Annotated in this window: 21 protein-coding genes; 13 read left to right on the forward strand and 8 right to left on the reverse strand. The window is 48.1% G+C overall.

Annotated elements, in window-relative coordinates; genetic code table 11:
* Nucleotides 1-6: 6 nt before the first annotated feature.
* From O5O45_RS06735 to O5O45_RS06750, 4 genes are all read right to left on the reverse strand, one after another.
* Nucleotides 7-1,017 (reverse strand): phosphoadenosine phosphosulfate reductase family protein, encoded by a 1,011-nt coding sequence (locus tag O5O45_RS06735; RefSeq protein ID WP_305904470.1) that lies wholly within the window; start codon nt 1,015-1,017, stop codon nt 7-9.
* A 13-nt stretch (nt 1,018-1,030) separates the two neighbouring features.
* On the reverse strand, nt 1,031-1,399 hold the full coding sequence (locus O5O45_RS06740) for a hypothetical protein (protein WP_305904471.1): 369 nt from the start codon (nt 1,397-1,399) through the stop codon (nt 1,031-1,033).
* Nucleotides 1,396-1,650: a hypothetical protein gene (locus tag O5O45_RS06745; protein WP_216740566.1), complete on the reverse strand. Its 255-nt coding sequence runs from the start codon at nt 1,648-1,650 to the stop codon at nt 1,396-1,398. The genes O5O45_RS06740 and O5O45_RS06745 overlap by 4 nt, the downstream gene beginning before the upstream one ends.
* 325 nt (nt 1,651-1,975) lie before the next feature.
* On the reverse strand, nt 1,976-2,683 hold the full coding sequence (locus O5O45_RS06750) for a helix-turn-helix transcriptional regulator (protein ID WP_279508032.1): 708 nt from the start codon (nt 2,681-2,683) through the stop codon (nt 1,976-1,978).
* An 87-nt stretch (nt 2,684-2,770) separates the two neighbouring features.
* Here O5O45_RS06750 and O5O45_RS06755 point away from each other — a divergent pair, with 87 nt between their 5' ends.
* The 10 genes from O5O45_RS06755 (at nt 2,771) to O5O45_RS31930 (ending at nt 8,883) form a co-directional block, all read left to right on the forward strand.
* Nucleotides 2,771-2,965, forward strand: coding sequence for a Cro/CI family transcriptional regulator (locus O5O45_RS06755; RefSeq protein ID WP_279508031.1), 195 nt, complete (start codon nt 2,771-2,773; stop codon nt 2,963-2,965).
* A 21-nt stretch (nt 2,966-2,986) separates the two neighbouring features.
* Nucleotides 2,987-3,598, forward strand: coding sequence for a hypothetical protein (locus tag O5O45_RS06760; protein WP_305904472.1), 612 nt, complete (start codon nt 2,987-2,989; stop codon nt 3,596-3,598).
* 11 nt (nt 3,599-3,609) lie between these two features.
* The gene (locus O5O45_RS06765; protein WP_305904473.1) at nt 3,610-4,365 is read left to right on the forward strand and encodes a replication protein; all 756 of its coding nucleotides are present in this window, start codon (nt 3,610-3,612) and stop codon (nt 4,363-4,365) included.
* Nucleotides 4,362-4,490 (forward strand): hypothetical protein, encoded by a 129-nt coding sequence (locus O5O45_RS06770; protein WP_305904474.1) that lies wholly within the window; start codon nt 4,362-4,364, stop codon nt 4,488-4,490. The genes O5O45_RS06765 and O5O45_RS06770 overlap by 4 nt, the downstream gene beginning before the upstream one ends.
* 2 nt (nt 4,491-4,492) lie before the next feature.
* Nucleotides 4,493-5,206, forward strand: a complete 714-nt coding sequence (locus tag O5O45_RS06775) for a replication protein P (protein WP_305904475.1) — start codon at nt 4,493-4,495, stop codon at nt 5,204-5,206.
* Nucleotides 5,207-5,223: 17 nt separating this feature from the next.
* Nucleotides 5,224-5,529, forward strand: coding sequence for a hypothetical protein (locus O5O45_RS06780; protein WP_305904476.1), 306 nt, complete (start codon nt 5,224-5,226; stop codon nt 5,527-5,529).
* Between the two features lie 204 nt (nt 5,530-5,733).
* Nucleotides 5,734-6,081: a hypothetical protein gene (locus tag O5O45_RS06785; protein ID WP_216740338.1), complete on the forward strand. Its 348-nt coding sequence runs from the start codon at nt 5,734-5,736 to the stop codon at nt 6,079-6,081.
* A gap of 283 nt (nt 6,082-6,364) precedes the next feature.
* Entirely contained in the window at nt 6,365-6,742 is a 378-nt protein-coding gene (locus O5O45_RS06790) for an antiterminator Q family protein (RefSeq protein WP_305904477.1), read from the forward strand.
* 44 nt (nt 6,743-6,786) lie between these two features.
* A complete protein-coding gene (locus tag O5O45_RS06795; RefSeq protein ID WP_305904478.1) occupies nt 6,787-7,857 on the forward strand; it encodes a pentapeptide repeat-containing protein in 1,071 nt (356 codons plus the stop codon).
* Nucleotides 7,858-8,604: 747 nt separating this feature from the next.
* Nucleotides 8,605-8,883 carry a Rap1a/Tai family immunity protein gene (locus O5O45_RS31930; protein ID WP_371748001.1) on the forward strand — a complete coding sequence of 93 codons (279 nt, stop codon included), beginning with the start codon at nt 8,605-8,607 and terminating at the stop codon, nt 8,881-8,883.
* Between the two features lie 68 nt (nt 8,884-8,951).
* On the opposite strand, the gene O5O45_RS06800 is transcribed toward O5O45_RS31930, so the two are convergent.
* The 4 genes from O5O45_RS06800 to O5O45_RS06815 form a co-directional block, all read right to left on the reverse strand.
* The gene (locus O5O45_RS06800; protein WP_305904479.1) at nt 8,952-9,473 is read right to left on the reverse strand and encodes a hypothetical protein; all 522 of its coding nucleotides are present in this window, start codon (nt 9,471-9,473) and stop codon (nt 8,952-8,954) included.
* 57 nt (nt 9,474-9,530) lie between these two features.
* Nucleotides 9,531-10,796 (reverse strand): translesion error-prone DNA polymerase V subunit UmuC, encoded by a 1,266-nt coding sequence (umuC, locus tag O5O45_RS06805; RefSeq protein ID WP_305904480.1) that lies wholly within the window; start codon nt 10,794-10,796, stop codon nt 9,531-9,533.
* A complete protein-coding gene (gene umuD, locus O5O45_RS06810; protein WP_305904481.1) occupies nt 10,793-11,215 on the reverse strand; it encodes a translesion error-prone DNA polymerase V autoproteolytic subunit in 423 nt (140 codons plus the stop codon). Before umuD ends, umuC begins: the two co-directional genes overlap by 4 nt.
* 345 nt (nt 11,216-11,560) lie before the next feature.
* A protein-coding gene (locus O5O45_RS06815; RefSeq protein WP_371747973.1) for an IS3 family transposase occupies nt 11,561-12,723 on the reverse strand; the annotation gives its coding sequence in 2 pieces (ribosomal slippage) (nt 11,561-12,453 and nt 12,453-12,723; 1,164 coding nt in all).
* An 87-nt stretch (nt 12,724-12,810) separates the two neighbouring features.
* Here O5O45_RS06815 and O5O45_RS06820 point away from each other — a divergent pair.
* The 3 genes from O5O45_RS06820 to O5O45_RS06830 all read left to right on the forward strand — a co-directional run bounded on the left by O5O45_RS06820 (nt 12,811) and on the right by O5O45_RS06830 (nt 14,866).
* The gene (locus tag O5O45_RS06820) at nt 12,811-13,026 is read left to right on the forward strand and encodes a hypothetical protein (RefSeq protein ID WP_305904483.1); all 216 of its coding nucleotides are present in this window, start codon (nt 12,811-12,813) and stop codon (nt 13,024-13,026) included.
* 106 nt (nt 13,027-13,132) lie between these two features.
* Nucleotides 13,133-14,440, forward strand: coding sequence for a deoxyguanosinetriphosphate triphosphohydrolase (locus tag O5O45_RS06825; protein WP_305904484.1), 1,308 nt, complete (start codon nt 13,133-13,135; stop codon nt 14,438-14,440).
* Between the two features lie 120 nt (nt 14,441-14,560).
* Entirely contained in the window at nt 14,561-14,866 is a 306-nt protein-coding gene (locus O5O45_RS06830) for a hypothetical protein (RefSeq protein ID WP_305904485.1), read from the forward strand.
* The last annotated feature ends 1 nt before the right edge of the window (nt 14,867 follow it).

Consider the following 14,867-nt stretch of genomic DNA (forward strand, 5'->3'; position numbering starts at 1 on the left):
CTGTTGTTACTCACATAGCCCGTAGATGCTTGAGCAGGTTGGGGTGGAGTCCAAATTGATGGCGGATATCAGGTCATATTGATTGCCGCCGCGTCCGGTTTTGCTCCACTCGATGACGTCGTAAATGTTTGGCATCTTGATTCGAGAGTCTTTTTTGTGTGCTCCTGGCGTTTTGTCAGCGGCAAAGAACGTAGACATTCCGCGCTTGGATGCGCTGGAGACACGCTTCTCCCAAGCATCGATAGTCTGAGGAACATGCGGAAAGCGTCGGTTAATTTCGAATAACTCGCGCTTGCCTGCATGAATGCATGGCATGCATCCCACGCGCCCCATACCTTGCTCATAGAGCGGATTCCATTTGATGCCGTATTTTGTATGCATGGCGAAGCAGTCCTCCGCTTTCCAGTCCAACAAGGGGCGGTAGGTCCAGAAGCCGGCGCCGCTCTCAATGTCGCCAAAGTTGAGTTCCCACTCATCCAGGTTTGCCCGGGCCCGGGACTCGTCCCGGCGCACGCCTTGCCAATGAACCACACGTTGATAGCCATGTTCTTTCCGCAGCTTGTTGATGTATTCGTCTACCGGAACATGCTTAAGCTCTTGGGAGCAGAAGCGCGCACGTGTAGAGGGGAAGCGCCCCTTCCAGATGCAAAGGTCCAAGAACGGATTCCCTGTTGGCTTGATCGCCTTTAGCGCCTGATAGATGCGGCGCTTAGCTTTGCGCCGTGATCGGTTGGACCGATCCTCTCCCATGAACTCCTTAAGCCACTTCTTCTGTACGTATCTGCGTTTACCCGCGATTTGCGCTGCAAAGTCCGCTTTAACTCGTGTGATCCCCTTGCCGCATAACCGCTTCAGTTCTTTGTCCAAATAGTCCACGTAGTCGTAAGTGGTCTGATGTTCGTGACCAGTATCCGCAAACACAAACTCCAGGTTTGAAGCGCCCTCCTCAATGGCGAGAAGGGCCAGGGCGGTGCTGTCTTTACCGCCCGATACAGAAACAACGTTTAGTTCTTTCAAGGCCCGGTCCCTGTTACTGAATGCTGTGGTAGTGCTGGTTGGTTTCGTAGCGGTCGATGGAGAAGTCTTCCTGCTCCTGCTTGTAGGCTGCGTCAGCCAGATATTTCCCGATGCTATAGGCGGCGTTGTCGATCATCTGCTTACAGGAGGTGACTGCTGTTTGGCGGCCTTTCTTGTCGTCCCGGCTCTGGTAGAGCAGGGATAAAACAGAGTCGATGTCGTCGCCTTGTTTGACCTCGTCTAACACATCCTGAAAGCCCCACTTCTGGCCGTTCACATGTACGCGCCTGCCTTCCAATAAATCCTCCGCGATGGACTTAGCCGTGCTCTCCAGAATGCGCTCTTTGATCTCTTGTCTTTCCATGTAGTCCATGTATTTCATTGCTCTAAGTCCTTCTGAAGTTGGGTAATGATGTTTTGTAGTTCGGCGATCTTGCGGTCGCGCTCCTGAATAGCTGAGTTGGCGTCGACCAGATCGTCATGGCTGCATTCCAGATCAAATACCAAGTCGCTGTTCTTATCTCGTAAGTCGTCCAGTCTGTAGAGGATGGCTTCAGCCTCGACCGCGCACTTGATCATGAGGGCGTTTAGAAGCTCTCTGTCTGTCATGTGGGTGAGTAGAGTTCCGTTCATGTGTGGTCCTTATTGGTAGATAGCGACTGGAAACTTGGCGTTAGGGTTAACGGCCTTGATGGCTCGTTTGCTCTTGTATTGGGCCAGTCTGGATAAGTTGCTGATTGGTCCCTGGGTCTCGATGAGAGCCAAACGTATATGGCTGTTTTGTGGTGTGAACTTTCTAAGAACACTTAGCATTTCTCTGTCCTTTCATCTGAATCGGCTTGAGAGAAATATAAGAAAACTTAGTTTTGTGGTCAAGCTAAAAAATAAGAAATCTTATTTTATTTGTCGGAGGCGAAAAAAAAGCCTGCTAAGCAGGCCTTTCATGGAGGTCGGTGGGTTAAATCATTGATACGATATACCAGAATACACGACCTAAAATCCGTATGCCTTGGCTACTCTCCTCTGTATAAACCTCGTCAGGGTATTCGTTGCTGTTGTATGTTCTAAGCCTGATGCCGCCTCCAGGGACGCGGTAGATAAGCCGCAACAACAACATTCCATTGTGGTCAATCCCATATAGATCGCCGTCATTGATTACAGTGTTGGCTGTATCAATAAGCGCATACGACCCATTGGGTAGCACTGGCGCCATGCTGGAGCCTTTAACGGTTACCCAAGCAACCTTTTTAGGGTTTAAGCCTTTCTCTTCTAGAAAGGCGGCGGAGCATCTGCTCTTTCTTCCTTCCTCGTCAAGCTTGACGACAGTGCCTTTACCCGTAGACAACTGAACTTCGGTATAAAATGGCAACTCTACCTCACCTTGCTTTAGGGGATCTCCTTCTTCCCACGTATCCACATAGCCCATCCATACGGCATTCTGAAACTTTCTGGGTATCGGGGTTCTTCCTTTTTCCTCCAATAGCCAATCCACCTCGCAATCCAAAACCTTTGCGAGCTTGACGAGATTTTCGCCACGCGGGGAGGTCTCGTCTTTCTCCCATTGAGTCACTGACACACTTGATACCCCGACCAGTTTCCCGACTTTGGCCTGGGTTAACTCAAGTTCTTTGCGTCGCTCTCTGATTCTCTGACCTAGTGTTTTCATAATAAGTTATCTTACATTTCCTTGCCATAAGTTTTCTTTGTAAATATGATGTAAGAAATCTTATTTTTCCGATGCATGAGGCAACGAATGAAGAAAACAGAAGCAGTGGATTATTTTGGCAACCAAGCAAACTTGGCCAAAGCACTTGGGATTGCTCCGGCGGCAGTTTACCAATGGGGTGACTTTATCCCAGAGCTACGTGCTTTCCAGCTTGAGCGCATCACTAACGGAAAACTAAAACACGCGCGAACACTATCCTCCGAAACGACACGATCAGTTTAAGAGCAGGGAGGCTTTTAATTCATGAAACAGCAATCACGCCTAAAACTGCTTATGTCCGCCGTTAATCGCTGGCTGGAGCAACCCAAAGCGAGCCGGGCGACCATCTGCGGCGAAATCGTTCAAGCGGCTAATGACTGCGGGCTGTCTGAAATCCTCAAAAACGAAGGGATCACGTTCAACCGGTCGGATGACCTTTATAACGACATGCGCGTCAACGCCCAAAAGATTTTTCGCTGGCTGGGTCAATACGACGGGATACACGCCTTCCTTGATAGGTTGTGGTGTCTAGAGCCCGCCATCGTTGCGGCCATGCCTGAAGCTTTGCGCCTGTCTTATTTGAATGACGTGTTCAGTGTTGCGGGTGTCGTGGTGTGCAGCCGGCAGGTGAGTTGCGAACGCATCGACGCCACCCGCATGGCGGCATGTCTCACCAAAGAACAGATGGAAGCTCAGGTGTCTGTCATCGAATTGGGTATTCACCCGGACTTAGAGTCCGCACGTCGCGCCTATCAGGAAGTGTCCGAAGCGGTCGCCACTGGGGCGGCTGTACTGGGTGAACTGGAAAGAACTTATCCAGAGCTGAACTATAAGGGCGCTGCAATGGTCGCCCGCTCTCACGCAGTTATCAACTAGGAGGTTGATGTATGACGGCGCAAGCCAACGTCTTGGCGTTTCCTTCCGCGCCCAAAATGGAAGTGGTCAAAGCAGATATTGATAACGGCTTCTTTCGCCTAGCCAATGAGCTGGCGGACAGCCTTTGCAAGGTCGAGCTGTCAGGCCGTCAGTATCGCGTCTTTATGGCGTTAATAAGGAAGACCTACGGATACGGGAAAAAGTATGACTGGATTGTCGCCGAACAGCTCTGTCAGCTCATGAGTTATGAGGGATGCCCGTCGCATATCCGCGCAGACATCCGCGAGCTTAAAGCCCGCCGCATGATCGTTGTCGATGGTCGGCAGATGGGGCCTAACCCGGTGATATCAGACTGGGAAATGACGAAGCCAAGCAGGCCGAAAACGGCCCATAAACGAGCCGAAACCGGCCCGAAAATGAGCCGAAACCAGCCTGTTAATGAGCCGAAAACGGCCTGTTCTTACACTACGGATTCAGAACAAAACAGGCCGAAACCGGCCCGAAAAACGAGCCGAAAACGGCCTACACAAAAGACAATAAAGACAATCTTACAAAAGACATTGTTAAGAAAGCGCGTGCGAAACGCGCCACCCAAGCGCCGACCGATTTTGAAATCACCGACGAGCTGTTCGGCTGGGCATGTGACAACCGGATCACCACGGACCTTGTCACCGAAACCGACAAGTTTCTCGATTACCACCGGGCCAAGGGTACGACGTTCAAGTGCTGGAAGTCGGCTTGGCGTAACTGGATGCGCAACAGTATGAAGTTTGCGCCGAAGCCAACCCGTCAATCGCAGCTCAACGAATACGGCGCCGCAGGCAACAGCACGGTGCCTGGGGATGTTTACGGGTTTCACGACACAAGCTGGGCGCAGGATTTAGGGATTTAACCATGGAAGCAAAGCACATCGGATCACAGCAAATACGCGGCGTAATCAGCCGAACGCTACGCCAGGGCGACACGCTACAGCATACAGCGCAGAGCAGGGCTTACGGACAATCACAGGCGGCTATTTCCGAGCAGGCGGCGGAGATCGTCAACGCCTTGTTCACGGAGCTTAGCGGAGTATTCCCCGCCTGGAAGTACGCCTTCCCAGACCATGAAGTCATCCAGCAGGCCAAGAAAGCTTGGACCAAGGGCTTCATCGAAAATGGGATTCTAAGCATGCAACAGGTTCAGGTCGGTTTAACCAGAGCGCGCAGGCTGAACTCCCCGCACATTCCCAGCGTGGGCCAGTTTATCGCGTGGTGTAGACCTACAGCGGAAGACCTTGGCCTGATGCCAGTGCAAGCGGCCTACCGGATGGCCTGCGGTGGACTTCAGCAGCTTGAGCGCAGGGAAAGCCTTGCCTATCTGGCGGTGCGTATCGCAGCAAGGGAGACGGGCAGCTTTGAGCTTAGAGCGCGCCCTGAAAGTGAAATGCTGCCGCTGTTCACGCGCAATTACGACATCGTCTGTCGCCGCGTCATGAACGGGGAAGACATCCAGGCGGACATCCCTAAAGCGCTACCAGAGCAGCCCGTTAAAGCTTCTCGCCCAGTCCCGAAAGAGGAAGCCCGCCGGAGGATGGCGGACCTATTGAAATCAGTTTCGGCCAGCAGTTAGGCCAAGGAAAAGCAGTAATGACACAAACACACGCAAGAAGAACCGACCCCGTAAGCAGCCACTTGGCGGCCGCGGCCAATGAGTCAAATCGCTGGACGCAGACACAACTTGTCGCGCTGGAGCTGGCCAAGCGCCCGGTGCCGGATTGGGTCATAGGGTGGACCAGTTCAGAGCTGGCCAGGACCGCCAAGCTGGATCGGTACATGGTCGCCAGAAGGCTGCCGGACGCTGAAAAGGCCGGGCTAGTGGAGCGCGTCGGGATCATGGAATGCTCGATTTCAGGACGTAAGGCAGTGGCCTGGAGGGCGGTTAAACATGACTAAGCGCCCAAGGGAGTACGCCGCCGAGATTCTACAAATGCAGGGCAGGGAGGAGCGAGCCAGAGCGCTGGCCGCTGTTCCCACTCAATTCCGGGCGATGGTGGAGGCGCATGTGCGGACCTACTTCGCGTTGAAAGCCAAACCGAAAGCGGCACCGTCTGTGATAACACCAGAGATGGCCAGGGCTTTGATACGGAGGCGGGCGGCATGAGTGACGAGACCCTGGAGCAGAAGCTACAGAACATCCGAAACAAGGCCGCCGAGTTCGCCCGAGCCAAGGCGAACCGGGTTTACCTGGAGGAGTTCCGCAAGTCCAAGATCGCCATTCTGATGAGAGAGGCGGAGAGCGCAGACCCGGACCTGACGGCGGCGAACCGCCAGGAGGCTTGGGCGAGGCGTCACCCTGAATACCTGGAGCTATTAAAGGGCCTGATGCAAGCGACGGAAGAGGAGGCCCGGCTGCACTGGGAACTACGGACGGCGGAATGGGCGGTGGAGATATGGCGGACCAAGTCGGCCAACAAGAGGGCGGAGCGGATGAGGTACGGGGCGTGATTTATCGAAACAACAAACTACTAGCGGCCATCCGGCAATTGCCTTGCGCGGCCTGTGGCATAGAGGGTGGCTCTCAGGCTGCCCATTCCAACCTGCTGAGGCACGGCAAGGGTAGGGGATTGAAGGCGTCAGACGCTGCCACGTTCCCACTGTGCCCGCCTTGTCACATGAGGTTTGACCAGGGGAAAGAGCTGACCAAATCCGAGCGGGAACAACTGACCATGGATTGGTTGGCGTGGACACATATCCAACTTATTGAAAACGAACTGATAGAGGTAAAACGATGAGACGAGCAGTAGATGAAACCGCGTGGTTGCTGGAACAGTGGGCGCGGTGGTCTAAATTTAATACAGATAACGTGGGCTATCCGTCGTCGACGCCGTTTGCGCGGATGGCGGGGAGTTCGGTGCGGTCGCCGGTGATTACGGATCAGGAGGCGGCCAAGGTGGATTTGGCTGTGTCCAAGCTGCGGGCGCGTGATGAAGAAATGGGAGAAGTTTTAAGGCTTTATTACATGGCGGGAGAAAACCTCTCATATGTGGTGCGACGTATGCCCAGTTTGGATCGACGTAAGGCTGGTGCCTTGATTAAGGCTGGTGCCTTGATTAAGGCTGGTGTCGCTTGGGTTGATGCGGCTCTCTGTATCGGGAGTGCCAATTAATGCATATGAAGTGTGATCTGAAATGCTAAAGAGTAATTTTTGGTATGTCTGCCGATAACCAAGAAAAAGATTCCGGCAGCCGGCTTTTAGATGTCAAATTATCCAGTTTGGAAAAAGCTGTAGACGAGAAATGTTCTACTTTTGAGAAGAAATATAAAAGGTTGTCAGAAGATTTGAAAAAATGCTTTTTTTTGTTAGATGGGCTGACTAAAAATTATAATAAAAAATCATCAATTCAATTATGGGTTTCTGTTCTTGGAGTATTCTCATCTTTTTTGCTCGCATGGTCCGCCTACTTAAATTTGAAAATTTCTTCATTTCAGGCCTTTATGATCGCTAATCAAGTTTTTTGGCAGGATAGAGCAGATAAAAATGATCAGAGAGATAAAATACTTAACTACCTCTATAGTTATAAGGTTGATTTAAGTAATGAAAATGAATTGGCTGACTCGATGCCATTTTATAATCAAGGAGTTAGGGAGGGCGCATTTAAACGTTTAGTTGAAATTGAGTCGATTCAAACTGAAGCTCCAAATGTAGAAGATATAACTGGGATAAGTGTGTTTGATGATACAAGGAAGTTGTTTTATAAGGCTGAGGTTAAAGGAAATGATAATATGGAGAAAGGTGAGTCTTATAAGATTTCAGTTGTGAGCTTGCGAAAGGCCTTTCTAAATGACTTTGTATGGCCTGATGTAAGCAAAGTTATTTTAGTGGCTGACAATGCGGATATATCATACAGTAAAATCATTGATAGAAAATTTGTGGGGGCTAGCTTTGTAGGCGCAAAATTCTATAAGTCAGACCTAACGGATTCATATTTTCTTGACACTAATTTGTCATGGGCAAATTTTAGAGAAGCAATTGTTGCTAATGTTCTGATAAAGAACTCATCTCTTGATCATGCTGACTTCACAAATGCTGATCTAACCGGAGCTAAATTGTGGAATGTTACGCTAGTGAATGCAGTGTTTAGTGAGGCAGATTTAACTGGAGTTATAATAAAAGATGTCGACCTTTCTGGTGTTGATTTACGCGGTGCGAAGATTGATTGTAGTGTAATTAAAAGAGCTATCAATTGGAAGGATGCTATATTGGATGAGGGTTGTAATTAATTCTTTCTTAAAAGTCGCATGAAATTTGGGTTGATAACTGAGTTGGTTGCTCCTGTTTGAAATTCAAATGAATGATTTTTGTTGTCAATTTTTAATGAGGATTTATTGATTTTTACATTGGGTCGTGGGGCGATATGAGAGTTTCATCAATACATATAATTGTAATACTTTCTTTTCTCGTTCAAGGGTGTGGCGATGAATGTAGCAGCTATTCAGACTTCTCCTGTGGTGAAATAGAAAACGCTACATATAACACTTATTTCTATTATCCAAACAATAATGAATATTACCTTACCTTGGTGTGGCACATGGTCTTAGCCAGTGCGGTTCTATGGCTCATAGTTTTGCTTCATCTGAAAATCTTACTGGTAATCAAGAGTGGAGCTACATTTGTTGCATGAAAGCAAAAGGCTCAGAGTGCTACGAAAAACACAGGTAAAATCATGGGTGAGCAAGTAATACTAATAATATTGGGGATTATTGCTTTAGTTCTAGTTACTCAAAGATGGTTTTGGGTTCTAGTATTTGGGCTTGGAACTTTGGCTAGTGGCTTCACTGTTATCGCTAGCATTATCCACTTTCAAATATTCGGGGCTGTAGGTTTTACAATTCTTACTTTTATATTGTGGGCTATTACAATCAGTATTCTAGAGGGCTACTAACTCAGTGAAAAATTTACCTAATAAACAGCTACTCTGGAAGGGCGGCTGGCTTTGGGGCTCACTGTTCTTTTTGCTTGAGTCTCCTGTGTCGCATGCGGAGAGAATTGCAACCCCGATATCTGCCTTACATCTGTATGCAGCCTGTCAGGATGCTGAAAAGAGCGAATATGCTCGCGGCTTTTGCGATGGGGCCATTGATGCACTTTATAGTTCAATGGATGAATGGTGCGTTCCACCAAGTGTGACACATGGCGAAGTTAAGGCGCAGGTAAAGAAAGAACTTCTTGGAAGGGTTCCGCAAACGTCATACGATGCATTGGAGTTTGTAAAGAAGGCCGTTCACCGGAAGTGGCCGTGCCCATAAACCTATTTCAGATTTTATCAAGAAAATACGCGTTCGCAGTGAAGCTGCCTTGGTGATTTTGCTTTTAACTAGAACGTGCAGCAAATTATCATATCTACAGTATAATTGTTCTGACTATAATTTACCGCTCCAGCGACATACTCATTTTTTTTACAGTAAAAATGTCCTCCGTTACTTGGGCCATCCACAACTCTACAATTTGAGTTGTTGCGATCAGTTACCCTACTTTTAAACGCTAGCAGTAAGTCTATATTTTTATCAACGAATACAAGCTTGTTTTTTATTTCGGTTATATCGTTTCTTAATTCACTGTTTAAATTATTCTCTACTATGACTTCAATTGATGGCTTAAGTAAGTCTGCAACTATTCTTGGGTCTGGGGGAGGGCCATCTTCACCTTTAAAATCTTTGTTTCCCTTCATTTTATTTATTAATACTTTTCTATAGTCTTCCTCGTCCACAATTTTCCGAGCTATGGTGTTTAGTTGGCTTTCTGAAACTCTTGACTCAAATATTCCAGATGCATACCCTGCAAATAGTGTTACTACCGCTGATATTATGGCTACAAGTATATCTCGGTTATATGGCATGGTGTGTCCTCCTTTGATCTTGGTTGTGACTCCAATAAAAGTCAAAAGAAAGCTTTCTTATCCAACTGTGAGTATATCTCCCCACCTAGTAGTATAAGCAGGAGAAAGCCTCCCTCGCTTCATTCCCCAGGGCTGTTGAATACCTTGTCCAGCAAACCAAACAACGCCACCTGTTCCCCGGTTCAGCTTATCTAGTGTCTCCATAAGCTCCACACTACCGCGCCTCCCTTCGTCCTCTTCAAATAGATGACGCTGGCAAACCCCAGGAGGGGAGAAGTCACAAAGCATTACTCCGGCCTTCAAATAGCGGTAGCCATCCCGCCAGATCCTCTCCAGTAACACCCTGGCAAGTTCTATAAAATCGCGGGTATCGTCAGAAGGAAAAGGCAGCTTTCCGGTTGCTGCATTGGAGTAGTATGGTTCACCTTTGGAGAATTTGCCGGTCTGGATAAACACGGTAATGACGGAGGCGCGCTGTTTCTCCCGGCGGAGCTTTTCGGCGGCGCGACTTGCGTATTCGCATACGGCCTCACGCATGTTCTGAAAGCAGGTAATGCGCTCGCCAAATGAACGACTACAGATGATCTGTTTCTTGGGTGGCGGGGCGTCTTCTAACTCAATACAGGAAACGCCGTTAAGCTCGTTAACCGTGCGCTCTACCACAACCGATAAGCGCTTGCGGAGTAGGGCGGGGTTCGCTTCGGCAAGCTCTAAGGCGGTGGTAATGCCCAGAGCGCCCAGGCGAGCGGCAAGCTTTGAACCAATGCCCCAGACCTCCGAAACCGGCGTAAGGGTCAATAAACGGCGCTGACGGTAGCGGTCGGAGAGATCGACCACGCCGCCGGTAGCTGGGTAACGCTTGGCTGCATGGTTGGCGAGCTTGGCTAATGTCTTGCTCGGAGCGATGCCCACACAGACGGTAATGCCGATCCATTGCCCGATGGTCTGGCGGACCTGCTGGCCGAACTCGACCAAATCCAAACAGGCTGAGACGCCGGACAAGTCGAGAAACGCCTCATCTATAGAGTAGACCTCACACACCGGAGCCAGCTCGCCTAGGGTGCGCATAACGCGGCTGGAGATGTCCGCGTAAAGGGCGTAATTCGATGAGAAGGTAACCACGCCGTGTTGTCTAACTAGGTCGCGGAACTTGAAGATAGGCGCGCCCATGGGAAAGCCAAGCGCTTTGGCCTCCCGTGAGCGGGCGACAATACAGCCGTCGTTGTTGCTGAGTACCAGGACGGGCGTGTCCTTCAAATCGGGTCGGAAGAGCTTCTCACAGCTCGCATAGAAGTTGTTGCAATCAACCAGGGCGTAAGTCATCTGCTGAGTATCCGGACAACGCCTGACACCACGCCGAAGACTTCAATCTCAGGCGCGTCTATGGGCTTGTAGCGCTTGTTTCGGGGGAGCAAGCAAGGGGTAGGGTGGAGCTGTAATTCTTTGACTGTGAACTCGCCGTGTAAGGCTGCAATAACTATGTCGCCGTGCTTGGCGGTAAGGGAGCGGTCCACTATCAGGATATCACCGGAATAGATACCGGCTTCTATCATCGAGCCGCCCTGAACGCGGACGTAATACGTGGCGGCGGGGTGCCTGATACATAGCTCGTTGAGGTCCAGGGCTTTTTCTATGTAATCCTGGGCGGGGCTCGGAAACCCGGCTGAAACGTGCTCCAAAAACAACGGGAGTAAACGCCTGCGCATCCTTGCACCGCTGCGACCAAGTAGCGATACGCGCATTGTGACCTCTAAAATGACAAAATATACTGTATAAAAATACAGTATCCCTCTGACGTGTCAAGAAACTCTCACGGCTTGCAGAATCAAGTGGCATGGTTTAACGATGGTTCAATAATCTAGTGGCTATACTTAAGGTGGTAATGAGATCGCATACGAATTTGCATATGAACACTCAATGTTACTCGTGACTCAGGTTGTTTGGATTTTTTGGGCTTTTTTAAATGGAATCAATAGATTGGAGGAAGTGACTTCGGAGTTGTGAGCTTAATAAACGCGCATGCGGGATATACAAATGTTAAGTTTCTCAATAAAGAATGATCCTGCCCACAAAGATTAGACACGTCATTAAGCGACTTTCGATGCTTCATAACTCTCTGGGCTGAGATAGCCATTTGCGCTATGAAGGCGGATTCGATTGTAATCCACTTCGATATACTCAAACACGGCTTCACGCATTTCTTGTCGGGTTGCGTACCGCTCTCCGTGAATCGCTTCCACTTTCAGGGAGTGAAAGAAGCTTTCCACACAGGCATTGTCATAGCAATTGCCTTTGCCGCTCATGCTGCAACGAAGCCCATGCGCCTGAATCAACGTCTGATAGGCTTCTGAGCAATATTGGGAACCTCGATCTGAATGGACGATCACCCCTTTGGGCTGACGTCGACGCCACAACGCCATGCGCAAGGCGTCGCAGACCAGCTCCGATTTCATTCGCTTGCTCATCGCCCAGCCTATGACTTTACGGCTGAACAGGTCCAGCACGACGGCTAGATACAGCCAACCTTCTTCCGTCCACAAATAGGTGATGTCACCCGCCCATTTTTGATTTATCTCCGTTGCATTAAAGTCCTGCTGAAGAAGGTTTTCCGCCACAGGCAGGCTATGCCTGGAGTGAGTGGTGGCCTTAAACTTTCTGGCGGCTTTCGCTCTCAAGCCCAAGCGTTGCATGCTTCTGGCCACCGTTTTACGGTTAGCCTGGACTCCCTGTTGCGCCAAGTCTTTGGTCAGCCGGGGCGCCCCATTACGCTTTTTAGCTTTATCAAAAGCGGCCCCAACTTGGATGTCCAGGGATTGCTGACGCTGTCGTCGCAGAGAAGGGGCTTTCTGTCGATGGAGCCAAACGTAGTAGCCGCTTCTTGAGACCTGAAGCGCTCTCGCCATGCAAGTGACGCGGAAAAGGCTCGTGTGAGAGTGCATAAAGGCGTACCTCACTTCACACTTTTGGCGAAGTACGCCGCCGCTTTTTTTAACACGGCAAGCTCTTCCGCCTGTTCAGCCAACTGACGCTTCAGGCGGGCGTTTTCCTGGGCCAGTTGCTGTTCCGTTTCGCCACGATCCTGCGCCAGTCGGGCTTTACTGCGCCAATTGTAAAGTTGTGACTCGTGCAGACCCAATTGCCTTGCGGCGTCGCTCACGCCGATACGTTGAGCTAGCGCCAGGGCTTCCGCCTTGTACTCGTCGGAATAACGTTGGCGAGATTTGGAATTTGATGTTTTCTGTTTGGTCATAGTTCACCTCTGTAGCGTAGTTTACTCGCTTAACGGGGTGTCTATCATTGGTGGGTAGGATCAGAAGCACTCAATTTAGGAGCGAACATGTCAGAAGTGAATGTATATGAGCAGGCTCTAGTAGCCGTATTAAACGAAGCCAAGTCGATGGGTGTTGAAATAGATAAGTTGTTTGAGAATGTAAGTGCTGGAATTATGGGGAATAAACCATACGTGTTGGTTGATTCTACGCATAAAGCAGACGTTATAGATGTTCTTAGAAAAGCAGTCAATAAGCTTGAGTCACGCCACGCAGAAACTTAAAAGTTGATACTATTTTCGCTGCGTAGTGTGGAGCTATTTTCCACAGGGTTGCACTTTAGCCCTAAAGAAAGGCGTTACATATACTAATGGATAAGGTGGATATTATATGGACTGGGAAAAGCTACTCTCTACTAGAAGACAACAAAGCTCACATAAGGGAGATGAGGTGCGGAGTGAATATAATAAAGACTACGATAAGATAGTTTTTTCGTCTGCATTTAGGCGTTTAGGAAGGAAGACACAGGTCCACCCTTTAGCGCATCACGATCACGTTCACACTCGTTTAACTCATTCTTTAGAAGTCGGAAGTGTTGGAAGAAGCTTGGGGCTTAGAGTAGGGAATTTTTTATCAAAAAAAGATGTTCTTCCTCAAGGTGTATGCTCACCAGAAATTGGTGCAATTGTTCATGCAGCTTGTTTGGCGCATGACATAGGTAATCCTCCATTTGGGCACGCAGGCGAATTTGCTATTCGTCATTGGTTTAAGGAAAATAGCCACAAACTTTGTTTAAGAAGCCGAAGCGAACGAAATGATTTTGAAATATTTGAAGGCAATGCTCAGGGATTTAGGATCGTATCAAAAATAGAAAATAATTATAACGATGGAGGTCTGCGATTAACATATGCGACATTGGGGACTTTGGTGAAATATCCATGGTTTTCTAATCACTGTATCGCTGAATCCAAGGGGAAATTTAACTTTTTTCAGTCAGAGAAGGAGTTTGTAGAAGAAGTAATGGAGGAATTGGGTTTAAGTAGTGGTAACAGCGTCCAGTTTGCTAGGCACCCTTTATCATTCTTAATGGAAGCCGCTGATGATATTTGTTACATAATACTGGATATAGAAGATGCACTTGAACTAAACATTCTGAGAATTAGAGATACTTATGATATATTTGAGAAGCTTTCTGGGGATAATGTTTCAGATGGTAGCTCTTATGATCTGCATCATACAAATCGACGGCTGGTAGCTCCCCTAAGAGCCCGTGCCATTGAAAACCTGATAATAAAATGTGCAAGTATATTTGAAGAGAATTATGATAAAATAATGTCAGGTGATTTTAATGGAGATCTTATTGGTCATATTAAAGGGGCCGAAAGCGAAGGTTTGGAAGAGGCTAAAAATGTCACTGAAAAAGATATTTTTATAACCAGAATAAAGGTAGAGCTTGAGATCGGTTCTTACTCTATTCTTGAAACAATTTTATCGGCATATATAGACGCCGTTAACGAGTTTAAGGTAGGTAAGTTATCGTTTAAATCAAAACGCGTATTAGCCCTTATGGGTGCAAATAAGTTAGATGATAATGCTTCTTATCATCAATGTTATCTTCGAGTAACGGATCTGGTTTCAGGAATGACTGATAATCATGCGGCTTATGTGGCGGCACAATTATCAGGTCATGTTGGCTGATGTAATAAATTAAATCCTAATGATGCCTGGCGGCGAACGTATTTTAGTGTTTAGTACGGTTTTTCGTGAATGAGATAGTTCGAGCCTTTAGGGTTTGTACACTGGAATCATTAAATCGATATGAAAACAAAAATAGCCCCAATTTTTCTAATTGTCATGCTCGCTGTGCTTCTTTATGGATGTGGCGATAAATGTAGCAGCTATTCAGATTTCTCCTGTAGTGAAATAGAAAACGCTACATATAACGCTTTCTTCTATTTTCCAAACAATAATGAATATTATCTTGGTGTGGCACACGGCCTTAGTCAGTGTGGTTCTATGGCGCATAGTTTTGCTTCATCTAAAAACCTTACTGGTAATCGAGAGTGGGGCTATATTTGTTGTATGAAAGTAAAAGGATCAGAATGCTACGAAAAGCACAGGTAAA

This window comes from Hahella sp. HNIBRBA332 (assembly GCF_030719035.1).
In the GTDB taxonomy this organism is placed as follows: domain Bacteria; phylum Pseudomonadota; class Gammaproteobacteria; order Pseudomonadales; family Oleiphilaceae; genus Hahella.

Excerpts from the sequence above, each read along its gene's own strand:
- O5O45_RS06820 (WP_305904483.1), top strand. The coding sequence starts at position 12,811 with ATGTCAGAAGTGAATGTATATGAGCAGGCTCTAGTAGCCGTATTAAAC.
- O5O45_RS06775 (WP_305904475.1), top strand. The coding sequence starts at position 4,493 with ATGGAAGCAAAGCACATCGGATCACAGCAAATACGCGGCGTAATCAGC.
- O5O45_RS06785 (WP_216740338.1), top strand. The coding sequence starts at position 5,734 with ATGAGTGACGAGACCCTGGAGCAGAAGCTACAGAACATCCGAAACAAG.
- O5O45_RS06795 (WP_305904478.1), top strand. The coding sequence starts at position 6,787 with ATGTCTGCCGATAACCAAGAAAAAGATTCCGGCAGCCGGCTTTTAGAT.
- O5O45_RS06780 (WP_305904476.1), top strand. The coding sequence starts at position 5,224 with ATGACACAAACACACGCAAGAAGAACCGACCCCGTAAGCAGCCACTTG.
- O5O45_RS06755 (WP_279508031.1), top strand. The coding sequence starts at position 2,771 with ATGAAGAAAACAGAAGCAGTGGATTATTTTGGCAACCAAGCAAACTTG.
- O5O45_RS06825 (WP_305904484.1), top strand. The coding sequence starts at position 13,133 with ATGGACTGGGAAAAGCTACTCTCTACTAGAAGACAACAAAGCTCACAT.
- O5O45_RS06765 (WP_305904473.1), top strand. The coding sequence starts at position 3,610 with ATGACGGCGCAAGCCAACGTCTTGGCGTTTCCTTCCGCGCCCAAAATG.
- O5O45_RS06790 (WP_305904477.1), top strand. The coding sequence starts at position 6,365 with ATGAGACGAGCAGTAGATGAAACCGCGTGGTTGCTGGAACAGTGGGCG.
- O5O45_RS06740 (WP_305904471.1), bottom strand. The coding sequence starts at position 1,399 with ATGAAATACATGGACTACATGGAAAGACAAGAGATCAAAGAGCGCATT.
- O5O45_RS06830 (WP_305904485.1), top strand. The coding sequence starts at position 14,561 with ATGAAAACAAAAATAGCCCCAATTTTTCTAATTGTCATGCTCGCTGTG.
- O5O45_RS06745 (WP_216740566.1), bottom strand. The coding sequence starts at position 1,650 with ATGAACGGAACTCTACTCACCCACATGACAGACAGAGAGCTTCTAAAC.
- O5O45_RS06760 (WP_305904472.1), top strand. The coding sequence starts at position 2,987 with ATGAAACAGCAATCACGCCTAAAACTGCTTATGTCCGCCGTTAATCGC.
- O5O45_RS06770 (WP_305904474.1), top strand. The coding sequence starts at position 4,362 with ATGAAGTTTGCGCCGAAGCCAACCCGTCAATCGCAGCTCAACGAATAC.
- O5O45_RS06800 (WP_305904479.1), bottom strand. The coding sequence starts at position 9,473 with ATGCCATATAACCGAGATATACTTGTAGCCATAATATCAGCGGTAGTA.
- umuC (WP_305904480.1), bottom strand. The coding sequence starts at position 10,796 with ATGACTTACGCCCTGGTTGATTGCAACAACTTCTATGCGAGCTGTGAG.
- umuD (WP_305904481.1), bottom strand. The coding sequence starts at position 11,215 with ATGCGCGTATCGCTACTTGGTCGCAGCGGTGCAAGGATGCGCAGGCGT.
- O5O45_RS06750 (WP_279508032.1), bottom strand. The coding sequence starts at position 2,683 with ATGAAAACACTAGGTCAGAGAATCAGAGAGCGACGCAAAGAACTTGAG.